General features: G+C 71.0%; 11 protein-coding genes. 7 read left to right on the top strand and 4 right to left on the bottom strand.

Features of this window, described 5'->3' with window-relative positions; genetic code table 11:
- The first annotated feature begins 131 nt into the window (after positions 1-131).
- From ACZ470_RS32975 to ACZ470_RS32955, 5 genes are read left to right on the top strand one after another with little or no spacing between them, the layout of a single operon-like run.
- Complete coding sequence (locus ACZ470_RS32975) at positions 132-1709, top strand: ATP-binding protein (protein ID WP_468433221.1); 1578 nt, start codon at positions 132-134, stop codon at positions 1707-1709.
- Positions 1706-2113: a roadblock/LC7 domain-containing protein gene (locus ACZ470_RS32970; RefSeq protein WP_125507959.1), complete on the top strand. Its 408-nt coding sequence runs from the start codon at positions 1706-1708 to the stop codon at positions 2111-2113. The genes ACZ470_RS32975 and ACZ470_RS32970 overlap by 4 nt, the downstream gene beginning before the upstream one ends.
- A complete protein-coding gene (locus tag ACZ470_RS32965; protein WP_468433218.1) occupies positions 2110-2520 on the top strand; it encodes a DUF742 domain-containing protein in 411 nt (136 codons plus the stop codon). The genes ACZ470_RS32970 and ACZ470_RS32965 overlap by 4 nt, the downstream gene beginning before the upstream one ends.
- Positions 2501-3121, top strand: coding sequence for a GTP-binding protein (locus ACZ470_RS32960; RefSeq protein ID WP_030867364.1), 621 nt, complete (start codon positions 2501-2503; stop codon positions 3119-3121). Before ACZ470_RS32965 ends, ACZ470_RS32960 begins: the two co-directional genes overlap by 20 nt.
- Before the next feature lie 37 nt (positions 3122-3158).
- Positions 3159-4661 (top strand): cytochrome P450, encoded by a 1503-nt coding sequence (locus ACZ470_RS32955; RefSeq protein ID WP_468433215.1) that lies wholly within the window; start codon positions 3159-3161, stop codon positions 4659-4661.
- Here ACZ470_RS32955 and ACZ470_RS32950 read toward each other — a convergent pair.
- The 4 genes from ACZ470_RS32950 to ACZ470_RS32935 all read right to left on the bottom strand — a co-directional run bounded on the left by ACZ470_RS32950 (position 4655) and on the right by ACZ470_RS32935 (position 8289).
- Complete coding sequence (locus tag ACZ470_RS32950) at positions 4655-5605, bottom strand: RluA family pseudouridine synthase (protein WP_468433213.1); 951 nt, start codon at positions 5603-5605, stop codon at positions 4655-4657. The two genes, ACZ470_RS32955 and ACZ470_RS32950, sit on opposite strands and share 7 nt — an antisense overlap.
- A gap of 47 nt (positions 5606-5652) precedes the next feature.
- Positions 5653-5943 (bottom strand): hypothetical protein, encoded by a 291-nt coding sequence (locus ACZ470_RS32945; protein WP_468433211.1) that lies wholly within the window; start codon positions 5941-5943, stop codon positions 5653-5655.
- A 501-nt stretch (positions 5944-6444) separates the two neighbouring features.
- Positions 6445-7296: a siderophore-interacting protein gene (locus ACZ470_RS32940; protein WP_468433208.1), complete on the bottom strand. Its 852-nt coding sequence runs from the start codon at positions 7294-7296 to the stop codon at positions 6445-6447.
- A 63-nt stretch (positions 7297-7359) separates the two neighbouring features.
- Positions 7360-8289 (bottom strand): 5'-3' exonuclease, encoded by a 930-nt coding sequence (locus ACZ470_RS32935; RefSeq protein WP_468433420.1) that lies wholly within the window; start codon positions 8287-8289, stop codon positions 7360-7362.
- Between the two features lie 239 nt (positions 8290-8528).
- On the opposite strand from ACZ470_RS32935, the gene ACZ470_RS32930 reads away from it, so the two are divergent.
- Both ACZ470_RS32930 and ACZ470_RS32925 read left to right on the top strand, forming a co-directional pair.
- A complete protein-coding gene (locus tag ACZ470_RS32930) occupies positions 8529-9620 on the top strand; it encodes a quaternary amine ABC transporter ATP-binding protein (protein WP_468433206.1) in 1092 nt (363 codons plus the stop codon).
- On the top strand, positions 9613-12231 hold the full coding sequence (locus ACZ470_RS32925; RefSeq protein WP_468433204.1) for an ABC transporter permease/substrate binding protein: 2619 nt from the start codon (positions 9613-9615) through the stop codon (positions 12229-12231). The genes ACZ470_RS32930 and ACZ470_RS32925 overlap by 8 nt, the downstream gene beginning before the upstream one ends.
- The last annotated feature ends 142 nt before the right edge of the window (positions 12232-12373 follow it).

The following is a 12373-nucleotide window of genomic DNA, read 5'->3' as shown; positions in this document are numbered from 1 at the left end:
CTAAGCTCGCCCGCAGCGCACCGAGTTGAGATGAATTCGTGCGCTTGTTCCCCTATATGCACATTCTCCGACCATCAGTCGATTCGCTTCAGAGGGCTCACATGGCGAGTGTCCAACTTCCTTACGCACGCGTGCTGTTGCTGCCGGCCATAGTGATGGCGGCGGCGACCGGAGCCGCCGTCGCCCTGGTGGCGGAGCCCGCCCGGATCGCCGTCGGGGTCTGCGGCGCCGTCGCGACCCTGCTGGTGACCACGGCCGCGGCCGAGGCGGTACGCCGGGGCCGCGCCCTCAGGCAGGCACAGGCCGAGCACGACCGTCACCGTGCGTATCTCGAGGCCCGGATCGCCGCCCATGACACGGAGACGCAGTACTTCACCCAGCAGGTCACTCCCGCGGCCCTGGACGTCCTGCACTCCGGGAACGACCCCGACGAGGTGCTCCGCCTCCTCCCGCAGCTCGATCCGGCCTGGCGCGATCTGCCGAAGTACCAGATCGACCTGCTGCGGACGATGCTCAAGATCATCGACGACGAGGAGAACCTGCGCGACTCCGCCCAGCGCTCCTTCGTCAGCATCGCCCGCCGCGTCCAGGCGATCGTCCACCAGCAGGCGAAGGAACTCCGGGAGATGGAGGAGGACCACGGCCGCAACCCCGAGGTCTTCGACGACCTGCTGCGCATCGACCACGGCACCGCGCTGATCGGCCGCCTCGCCGACTCCATCTCCGTCCTCGGCGGCGGCCGCCCCGGACGCCAGTGGCCCAAGCCCGTCGCGCTCTACAGCGTGCTGCGCGGCGCCATGTCCCGCATCCTCGAGTACCGCCGCATCGACCTGAAGTCGATCGCCAAGGTCAACGTCAAGGGCATCTACGTCGAGCCGGTCATCCACGCCGCCGCCGAACTCCTCGACAACGGCACCCGCTACTCCCCGCCGACCAGCAAGGTGAGCGTCACCGCCACGGAGGTCCAGACCGGCGTCGCCATCGAGATCGAGGACGCCGGAGTCAGCCTCGACGAACAGGCCCGCGCCCGTATCGAGGGCATCCTCGAACAGGCCCAGAAGGGCCACGACCTCCAGGAGATCGGGGAGAACCCACGCCTCGGCCTCGCCGTCGTCGGCCGGCTCTGCACCGCGTTCGACATGCGGGTCTCGCTGCGCGCCTCCGCCTACGGCGGCGTACGCGCCGTCCTCGTCGTGCCCAGCGAGATGCTCACCGACGAGCCCGGCGTCGGCCTCGCCCACGGCATCGGCGCCACCGCCGTGCCCCGCCCGGTCGACGCGCTCCCCGGCCCGGAGCGCACCCCCAAGAAGCGCCGCCCCACCAGCCCCCGCATCCCCGACACGGTCGCCATGGAGGACGACGTCCCCGAGGTCACCGAGTGGACCGCGGGCGGACTGCCGCAGCGCCGCAGCCGGGTGAAGACGCCCTTGGCCCAGCGGTACGCCGAGCAGGCCGCCGCCGAACGGGCCGAACGGGAGGCCAGGGAACGGGGCGAGGAGTACCACGACATCTGGGCCACGCCCGAACCCGAGAAGAAGAAGAACGACCGCGAACCCGGGCTGTGGGTCGACGCCTTCTGGGAGGGCATGACGAAGGACCTCGACCCGGGAGTCCACCCCACCGACTTCACCCGGAACCCGACCGCCTACCTGCATCTCATCAACGAACCGGCCCGCACCGAGGCCGAGGACGAGGGGGACCTCAAGTGATCCAGCAACGAGCCAACTTCGACTGGATGCTCAAGGAACTCGCCGACGGCGTTCCCGGCGTCGAGATGATCGTGGTGCTCTCCGCGGACGGCCTGCGCATCGCCCGCTACGGCGGCGAGCCGGACGCCGCCGACCGGGTCGCCGCCGCCTGCGCCGGCGTACAGAGCCTCGCCGGGGCCGTCGCCCAGGAACTCCCGCACGGCGACGGCGAGATGAAGATGGTGCTCATCGAGATCAACGAGGGCTACTTCTACCTGATGGCGGCCGGCGCCAACGCCTATCTCGCCGTGCTCTCCGACATGACCTGCGAACCCGGCCGCATGGGCGGCATGATGCGCGACCTCGTCGTCCGCATCGGCGCCCATCTGACCAGTCCGCCCCGACGGAACGGGCAGACCGTATGACTCCTCCGCGACGCCAGAGGCGCTTTCCCCAGGACGTCCCCCCTCCGCAACCGGCCGAACCGGCCAGGAAGGAGGGCGAGGGCGGCAACCCGGAGCGGCTGTACGTCGTCGCCGGACCGGACGGCGAACGTGCGGACATCGACCTCGTGACGCTGATCGTGGCGCGCTCCCCGGACCCCCCGCCCTCCGCGACCCCCGAGCAGGCGGCGCTGCTCCGGCTCTGTGTCGCCCCCCTGTCCGTGGCCGAACTGTCGGCCTATCTCAACCTGCCGTTCAGCGTGGTGACGGTGCTGCTCACCGAGATGCTGACGGCGGAACTGGTCCAGGCGCGCTCCTCGATCGTCCGCAAGGCGCTGCCCGACCGTTCCCTTCTCGAAGCGGTGATGCATGGACTTCAAAGGCTCTGAGACCATCCCGGGCCCCCGCGCCGAGGACCAGTTGCCGCACACGGCACAGGCCGCGGTGAAGATCGTGATCGTGGGCGGGTTCGGGGTCGGCAAGACGACCATGGTCGGCTCGGTCAGCGAGATCAAGCCGCTGACCACCGAGGAGACCATGACGCAGGCCGGCGTCGGGGTCGACGACAACTTCGGCTCCGCGTCCAAGACGGCCACCACCGTCGCCATGGACTTCGGACGCATCAAGATCACGGACCAGCTGGTGCTGTACCTGTTCGGCACCCCGGGCCAGGAACGCTTCTGGTTCCTGTGGAACGGCCTGTTCGAAGGGGCGCTCGGCGCCGTCGTGCTGGTCGACACCCGCCGCCTCGAGGTCAGCTTCGACGTCATGGGCCGGCTCGAGGAACGCGGCGTGCCGTTCGTCGTCGCCGTCAACTCCTTCCCGGACGCCCCGCGTTACCCCATCGCCGACCTGCGGTCCGCCCTCGACCTGTCCGAGCAGATCCCGATCATGGAGTGCGACGTACGGCGCCGCGCCTCCAGCCGTGACGTCCTGATGACCCTGATGCGGTTCCTGCACTCGCTCGCCATGACCGGCTCGCTCACCTGACCCCAGACACCCCGCCTTCCCTCTCGGAGCGACCACTGTGACGCCTGAACCCCACTCCCTGACGGGAGACTCCCCGACCGGAACGGACGCCCCCCGGCCCGGCCCGCCCCCCGGCTGCCCAGCGCACGGATCGGGCCCCGGCGGGCTGAGCCGGCTGCACGAGTCGGAGGACCTGAAGAAGCTGTACGAGGAACTGCGGGCCGAGCACGGCCCGGTGGCGCCCGTGCTGGTCCACGACGACGTGCCGATCTGGGTGGTCCTCGGCCACGCCGAGAGCCAGCAATTGGTGCGCAGCCCCGCGCTGTACTGCAAGGACAGCCGGATCTGGTCCGCGCTCGGGGAGGGCCTGATCAAGCCCGACCATCCGCTCATGCCGCACATCGCCTGGCAGCCGATGTGCGCCCACGCCGAGGGCGACGAGCACCGGCGGCTGCGCGGCGCCATCGACGCAGCCGTGGCCGCCACGGACTTCCGCGGCCTGCGCCGGCACGTCAACCGCAGCGTCCAGCGCGTCGTCAACCGGTTCTGCGAGGCGGGCGAGGCCGACCTGGTCGGCCAGTACGCCGAGCACCTGCCGATGGCCGTGATGTGCCATGTGCTCGGCATGCCCGACGAGTACAACGACCGGATGGTCGAAGCCGCCCGCGACATGATCAGGGGCACCGAGACCGCGATCGCCAGCAACGCGTACGTCATGGCGGCCCTGGACCGCCTCACCGTCCGCCGCCGGGCCGAGCCGGCGGAAGACTTCACCGGCCACCTCGTCAAGCACCCGGCCGGACTCACCGACGAAGAGGTCAGCCAGCACCTCAGGGTGGTCCTCATCGCCGCCTACGAGGCCACCGCCAACCTCCTCGCCAACGTGCTGCGCCAGGTGCTGATCGACCCGCGCTTCCGCTCCCAGCTCAACGGCGGCCAGATGACGGTGCCCCAGGCGGTGGAGCAACTCCTGTGGGACGAACCGCCGTTCAGCACCATCTTCGCCTACTACGCCAAGCAGGACACCGAGCTCGGCGGGCAGCGCATCCGCCAGGGCGACGGCCTGCTGTTCGCGCCCGCACCGGCCAACGTCGATCCCCGCGTGCGCCCCGACCCGACCGCCGACATGCAGGGCAACCGCTCGCACCTCGCCTTCGGCGGCGGCACGCACGAGTGCCCCGGCCAGGACATCGGCCGCCTCATCGCCGAAGTCGGGGTCGACGCCCTGCTCATGCGGCTGCCCGACGTGGAACTCAGCGTCGCCGAGGAGCAGTTGTCCTTCACCGAGTCCATCGCCTCACGGCATCTCGTGGAACTGCCCGTGCACTTCAGGCCCCGGCCGCAGCAGGACGTGATGCAGCGCCCCAGCCACGAGAACGACAGGGCCCCGCGGCGGGACTGGCACATCGACGCCGCCCGGCCGCGCACCGCGCCGCCCCCCGAGCCGCACGTCGAACCGCCCGCGCCGCAGCCCGTGCCGGTGCCACCGCCCCCGCCGGCGGCACCCGCCCCGCCGCGGAACGCGTGGCAGCGCTTCCTGCGGTGGTGGCGCGGCTACTGACCGGCGGCCCAGTCCTCGTACGAGGCCCAGGCCGCGAGCTCCCGGCCGCTGTCGAACCGGTGCTCCACCCCCGTGACCGGGTCGGTGAACTCCAGTGTCCGCGCGAGCAGTTGCAGCGGACGCCGGAAGTCACCGGCCGGGACGGGCCCGGTCACCTCGGGGTACAGCGGATCGCCCAGGATCGGCACGCCCAGGGCGTTCATGTGGACCCGCAGCTGATGGGTCTGCCCGGTGCCGGGCACCAGCCGGTACCGGGCGAGACCGTCCGCCCGGTGGCCGGCCAGGTCCACGCGCGTCAGCGCGTTCGCCTCGCCCTCGACCTCCCGGGCGGTCAGCACCCCGCGCTCCTTCACGATCCGGCTGCGCACGGTCCGGGGCAGGTCCAGCCCCGGGTCGTACGGGGCGACGGCCGCGTACTCCTTGCGGACCAGCCGGTCGCGGAACAGCGTCTGGTACGCGCCGCGCTCCTCGGGCCGCACCGTGAACAGCACCAGGCCCGCGGTGAGCCGGTCGAGGCGGTGCGCGGCGCCGAGTTCCGGGATGTCCAGGTCACGGCGGAGCCGGGCGAGCGCGGTCTGGGTGACATGGCTGCCACGCGGGGTGGTGGCGAGGAAGTGGGGCTTGTCGACGACGACGATGTGCTCGTCCCGGTGGACGACCTCCAGCGGGAACGGCACCGGCACCTCGGCGGGCGGCTCCCGGTGGAACCACAGGAACATGCCGGGCGCGTACGGCGTGTCCGCCGGCACGGCCCGGCCGTCCGCGCCGACGATCAGCCCCGCGTCGAACATGCCGTCCACGACACCGGGGCCGGCGGAGAGCCGCCCCACCAGGTGATCCCGCACGGTGGCCCCCGGGCCCCCGGCGGGCAGCCGTACCCGCACCGGGTCCACGCCGTCGCGCTGCGGCAGGGGGGAGGGGGGAATCGGCCGTCTGCGTCTCACATCGAGCAAGCGTACGGGCGGTGGGGCGGGGACGGAGGGTCCCGGCGCTACCCGCCGCCCGGCTCGGGGGGTTCCTCGCGGTGTACCGCCCGTGCCAGCTCCGCCTCGATCTCTCCGAGCGGTCTGCCCTCGGCGCGCGCGTACTCGGTCACCGCGATGCGGACCTCGCGGGCGAGGTCGCGCCAGGCACGCCAGGCGGTTTCCCAGGTGGAGGTCTGGTGCTCGCTCCACCGGGCGCGGGTGTGCGGGTCGTAGGTCTCCCGCAGTTGCCGGATCCGGGCGTGGGCCTCGTCCGCGGCGCGTTGTTTGGCCACGAGCTCGTCGAAGGTGTGTGCCACGCGGCCGGATCCTGGGGCAGGGCCCCGTCTTGGCGGGGCTCGCCACGCCGTGGTGCCCGGTGCGAGGGGTGACGGTTCACCCGGCTGGCCCGGTCCGGGTGCCCCGCGTAGCTGCGGGCCGGGGGCTTTGCAGCCCCGGCGCCATGCGGGTGCCCCGCGTAGCTGCGCGTTGCCGCGTAGCTGCGGGCAGTCGTGCCGCTTGGGCGATGGGGGTACCTCCCGCTCGAGCGAAGCCGAGAGTGGGGGAGGGTGGGCGCAGCGGCACCCTGCGAGCGCCGGTGAGCGGTGTTGGGGGGCGGGACTTCGCAGCCCGGCGCTTTGCGGGGCGCTCCGCGTTGGTGTGGGCCGGGGGGTGGTCGCGCGGCCCGGCGCTTACGGGGTGCCGTCGCGCCCACCCGTGCCGCCCCAGCGGCACGACTGCCCGCGGATCGGCGGCAGGCGGCTCCCCCCGGCGCGGCCCCGACTCACCCACCGGCCGTGGGCGGGTGCACCGGGACCGGGTCAGGCGGTGGTGCTCCGCGTGCCCGCCTCCTGCTCGGCCTCGATGCGGGCGTTCCACTCGCGCTTCGACGCCTGCCAGCCGTCCTCGTTGTGGCCGAGCCGCCAGTAGCCGGAGATCGACAGGTCCTCGCGCGGAACACCGCGCTCCACCCGCAGCAGACGGCGCAGCTCCTTCACGAAGTGGGCCTCGCCGTGGACGAACGCGTGCACCCGGCCCTCCGGGAACTCCAGACCCCGCACGGCCTCCACCAGGGCCTCGCCGACGCGCCCGGTGCCGCGGTGCAGCCAGCGGACCTCCACGTCGGAGTCGATCTTCTGCTCCTCCTCGGGCCCGGAGACCTCCACGAAGGCGTACGCCCTGGCGCCGTGCGGCAGCGCCTCCAGCGAGCGGGCGATGGCGGGCAGCGCGCTCTCGTCGCCGACGAGCAGATGCCAGTCGGCGGCAGGGTCCGGGGCGTACGCGCCACCGGGACCCAGGAACCGGACGACCTCGCCCGGCCGGACGCCCGCGGCCCACGGCCCGGCCAGTCCCTCGTCGCCGTGGACCACGAAGTCCAGGGTCAGCTCGCGGTGCTCGGCGTCCCACTGGCGCACCGTGTACGTCCGGGTCACCGGCCACTGCGCGCGCGGGAACTCCTCACGGATGCGCTGGAGGTCGAACGGCTCCGGATACGTCGCCCCGGGTGCCGGGAAGAGCAGCTTGACGTAGTGATCGGTGCAGGTGTCCGCCGAGAAGCCGGCAAGACCGTCACCGCCGAGCACGACGCGCTGCATGTGCGGGGTCAGCCGCTCGGTGCGGAGGACCTCCGCGCTGTGCGGCGCGCGCGGGGCGCGTTCCGGTCGCTCTGCCATGAGGAGCCTCCCAGCGGTAGCAGTTAGGGTTACCTAAGTTACCACCCCGCCGCGCCCCGCCGGTCACGCCGAGAGAGTCGTCAGCAGCCGCTGCAACGAGCCACCCAGTCCCCAGCGGGCCGCCAACGCCTCCACGCCCGCCGGATCGCGCGGCCCGCGCGGCAGCGCCGTACTGACCTCCGGGAGCGGCACGTCGTCCGCGACCCGGACGACCTTGGGAGCGACCGCGAGATACGGCCGCGCCTCGTCCAGACGCCGACGCTGCGACGGCGTGAGCTGCGCCTGCCGGTCGTCCACGGCCGCCAGGATCCCGGCCAGGTCACCGAACTCGGCCAGCAGCTTGGCCGCCGTCTTCTCCCCGATGCCGGGCACGCCCGGCAGACCGTCGCTCGGATCGCCGCGCAGCAGCGCCAGATCCGCGTACCCCCCGCCGTCCACGCCATACTTCTCGCGCAGCGTGCCCTCGTCCGTGATCTGGAGCGTGCCGACGCCCTTCAGCGGATACAGCACCCGCACCCCGCGCGCGTCGTCCACCAGCTGGTACAGGTCGCGGTCCCCGGTGACGATGTCGACCGGTCCCGTCGCCCGGGCGGTGAACGTGCCGATCACGTCGTCCGCCTCGTACCCGGCGACCCCCACGCGCGCGATGCCCACCGCGTCCAGCACGCTCTCGATGACCGGCACCTGCGGCGACAGCGTGTCGGGCACCTCCTCCTCGTCCGGCCCCGCCGCGTGCTCCTCGGCGACGCGGTGCGCCTTGTACGAGGGGATCAGCTCCACCCGCCAGTGCGGGCGCCAGTCGGCGTCCATGCACGCCACCAGGTGGTCCGGCCGGTGGTCCTTGACCAGGCGGTCGATGAATTCGAGCAGTCCGCGCACGGCGTTCACCGGCGTGCCGTCCGGAGCCCTGACGGAGTCCGGGACGCCGAAGTAGGCGCGGAAGTACAGGGAGGCGGTGTCGAGAAGCATCAGTCGTCCGGTCACGCCCCGCATCATGCCGCACCCCACCGACAGCGCCCCGCAAAAGCGCGCGAACGTGCCTGCCGCACGATGCACAACGAGTTGCGCCCTGCGCTCCCTGTGTGAGGCGTCACACGAAAACGTTTGCCCCATACAAAAGAGGGGAGGCGCGCCCCCGGAGCGATGCCGGTTACAGATTCAACTGTTTTGGACCGCGTGAGCCGTCCGCCGGACATCGCTTCTGCCATTTGCCGTCGAGACAAGAGGTACGCGTGTCATCCAGGCTTGAGGCCGAGCATCTGTTCAAGGTGTTCGGCAGACGACCGGACCAGGCGGTCGAACGACTGCGCAAGAACACAGCCGACCGGGAGGAACTCCGCGCCGACGGCATCACCGCGGCCGTCATCGACGCCTCGTTCACGGTGGAGCCGGGCGAGATCTTCGTCGTCATGGGCCTGTCCGGGTCCGGCAAGTCCACCCTGCTGCGGATGCTGAACGGCCTGCTGGAGCCCACCGCCGGACACGTGCGCTTCGACGGCCAGGACCTGACCGCGCTGCCCGACCGGGAACTGCGCCAGGTCCGCTCCAGGAAGATCAGCATGGTCTTCCAGCACTTCGCGCTGTTCCCGCACCGCAGCGTCCGTGACAACGCTGCCTACGGTCTGGAAGTGCAGGGCGTGCCCCGCGCCGAGCGCGAACGCCGCGCCGACGAGGCGCTCGCCCTGTGCGGTCTGGCCGGCTGGGAGCAGTCGTGGCCCGACGAGCTGTCCGGCGGCATGCAGCAGCGCGTCGGCCTCGCCCGCGCGCTCGCCACCGACGCCGACCTGCTGCTGATGGACGAGTCCTTCAGCGCCTTGGACCCGCTGATCCGCCGCGACATGCAGGACCAGCTGATCGAACTGCAGAAGAAGCTGAAGAAGACGATCGTCTTCATCACCCACGACCTCAACGAGGCCATGCGTCTGGGCGACCGCATCGCGGTGATGCGCGACGGCCGCATCGTGCAGATCGGCACCGCGCAGGACATCCTGATCCGGCCCGCCAACGACTACGTCGCCTCCTTCACCCAGGACGTCGACCGCTCCCGCGTGCTCACCGCCGGCGCGGTGATGGACCGCGAGGTGCGCGGCGACGAGGCCGACTGCGGCTGCGAGACGGCGTCGCCCGACACACCGTTCACCGATCTGTGCGCGATCAGCGCCCGGGTTCCGCACCCCGTGGCGGTGCTCGACCAGGAGGACGCGCTCGTCGGTGTCGTGCCCCGGCAGCGCCTCGTCGGCTTCCTCGGCGACGAGGAGTCCGACCCCGGGGTCTGCGACACCCCGCGGGACAAGGGCGGCGAGAAGGTGATGGCCCGTGCCTAGGATTCCGCTCGGCGACTGGGTCAACAGCACCGTCGACTGGCTGCTCGACAACGTCAGCTGGCTGTTCGACTTCTTCAAGGCCGTCTTCACCGGCGCCTACGACGGCGTCAACGCCGTCCTCCAGGCACCCGAACCGCTGATCCTCTGCGGCATCTTCGCGGTGATCGCCTTCTGGCTGCGCGGCACCTTCGCCGGTGTCCTCACCTTCGTCGGCTTCGCCTTCCTGGACTCCCTCGAACTGTGGGAGGACTCGATGGTGACGCTGGCGCTGGTCATCGTCGCCACGGTGATCGCGCTGGTCATATCGGTGCCGGTGGGCATCTGGGCGGCCCGCTCCGACCGGGTCAGCGCCATCGTCCGGCCGGTCCTGGACTTCATGCAGACGCTGCCCGCGATGATCTACCTCATCCCGGCGATCCTGTTCTTCGGCACCGGCTCCGCCCCGGGCATCGTCGCCACCCTGATCTTCGCGCTCGCCCCGGGCGTGCGCATGACCGAGCTGGGCATCCGCCAGGTCGACAAGGAACTCGTCGAGGCCGCCGAGGCGTTCGGCACGACCCCCCGCAACACCCTGCTGCGCGTCCAGCTGCCGCTGGCGCTGCCCACGGTGATGGCGGGCGTCAACCAGGTCATCATGCTCGGCCTGTCCATGGCCGCGATCGCCGGCATGGTCGGCACCGGCGGCCTCGGCGGCTCGGTCATCGAGGCCATCGGCCAGCTGAACATCGGCCTCGGCGCCGAGTCCGGCATCGCCATCGTCATCCTGGCGATCTACCTGGACCGCATGACCAGCGCCCTGGGCACCCATGTCTCCCCGCTCGGCCGACGCGCCGCCGCCAAGGCGCGTGCCGCCCAGGGGCTGAAGATCTGGTCCTACCGGCCCCGTCCGCAGGTCGCCGTGATCGGTGTCGTCGTCCTCGCCCTGGTCGCGGGCGGCATGGGACTGTTCGGCGGCGCCGCGGGCGGCTCCGACACCACCGCCGACGGCAAGAACGTCGGCAACGGCAAGAAGATCAGCATCGGCTACATCCCGTGGGACGAGGGCGTCGCCTCCACCTTCCTGTGGAAGGAGATCCTCGAACAGCGCGGCTTCGAGGTCGAGGCAAAACAGTTCGAGGCCGGGCCGCTCTACACCGCGCTCGCCCAGGGCAACGTCGACTTCCAGACCGACGCCTGGCTGCCCACCACCCACGAGTCGTACTGGAAGAAGTACGGCGGGCAGCTCGACGACCTCGGCACCTGGTACGAGGAGACGACGCTGGAGCTGACCGTCCCCGCGTACATGAAGGACATCGAGTCGCTGGAGGACCTGAAGGGCAAGGCCTCCACGTTCGGCGGGAAGATCACCGGCATCGAGTCCAGCGCCGGAATGATGGGCCTGCTGAAGAGCAAGGTCCTCAAGGACTACGGTCTGGACAAGGAGTACAAGGTCGTCGACAGCTCCACGCCGGCGATGCTGGCCGAGCTCAAGCGGGCCTACAGCAAGAAGGAACCGGTCGTCGTCACGCTCTGGTCGCCGCACTGGGCGTACAGCGACTACGACCTGAAGAAGCTGAAGGACCCCAAGGGATCCTGGGGCGAGGGCGACGGCGTGCACCTGGTGTCGCGCAAGGGCTTCGCCGGCGAGAACCCGGTCGTCGGGAAGTGGCTGAAGGACTTCTCGATGACCGAGGAGGAGCTCACCGGCCTCGAGGCCGAGATCAACAAGGCGGGCAAGGGCAAGCAGCAGGACGCCGTCCGGGCCTGGCTCAAGGACAACCCGGGTGTCGTCGACAAGCTCGCCCCGGTCGAGTCCGGGTCGGGCGCCGCCCCCGCCGAGGCGAAGCGGCCGCTGGACGTGGCCTGGTTCCCCTGGGACGAGGACATCGCCGTCACCTACCTGTGGAAGAACGTCCTGGAGCGGCGCGGCTACAAGCTGAACCTCAAGCAGATGGACGTCGGCCCGGTCTACACCGGCCTGGCGTCCGGGGACCTCGACCTCAACTTCGACGCCTGGCTGCCGTACGCGCAGAAGAACTACTGGGACAAGAGCAAGGACGATCTCACCGACCTGGGCACCTGGTACGAGCCCACCTCGCTGGAGATCGCCGTCCCCTCGTACGTCAAGGACGTCAAGTCCCTCGAGGACCTCAAGGGCAAGGCCGACCTCTTCGACGGCAGGATCATCGGCATCGAGCCCGGCACCGGTGAGATGCAGCTGCTCAAGAACGAGGTCATGCCGGGCTACGGCCTGGAGGACGAGTACAAGGTCGTCGACGGCTCCACGCCGGCGATGCTGGCCGAGCTCAAGCGCGCCCTCGCCAAGAAGGAGCCCATCGCGGTCACCCTGTGGTCGCCGCACTGGGCGTACAGCGAGTACGAGCTGACCAAGCTGAAGGACCCCAAGAAGGCCTTCGGCGAGGGCAACACGATCCGCACCATCGCGAGCAAGAAGTTCCCCGAGCAGTACCCGCAGCTCACGAAGTGGATCAAGGGCTTCCATATGAGCGAGGACGAGCTCGGCACGCTCGAGGCCGAGATCAAGAACCGCGGCCAGGGCCACGAGGAGGAAGCCGTCGCGGCCTGGCTGGAGGAGCACCCGGAGATGGTGGAGCGCATGACCCCGCAGTAACCGCCGTACCGGCCGCCCCGAGGGGGGGGGGGGGGGGGGGGGGGGGGGAAGGGGGGGGGGGGAAGGGCCCTGCGTATTTGTTGGGTGTGTTGGGGGACAGGGGGGAGGAGGAGAACAAAACAAACAAAACTACCCCCCCCCA

The organism is Streptomyces sp. NPDC031111 (genome assembly GCF_055570675.1).
Note: the sequence above shows the minus strand (reverse complement) of the source record. Positions and strands in the feature narration are given on the sequence as shown.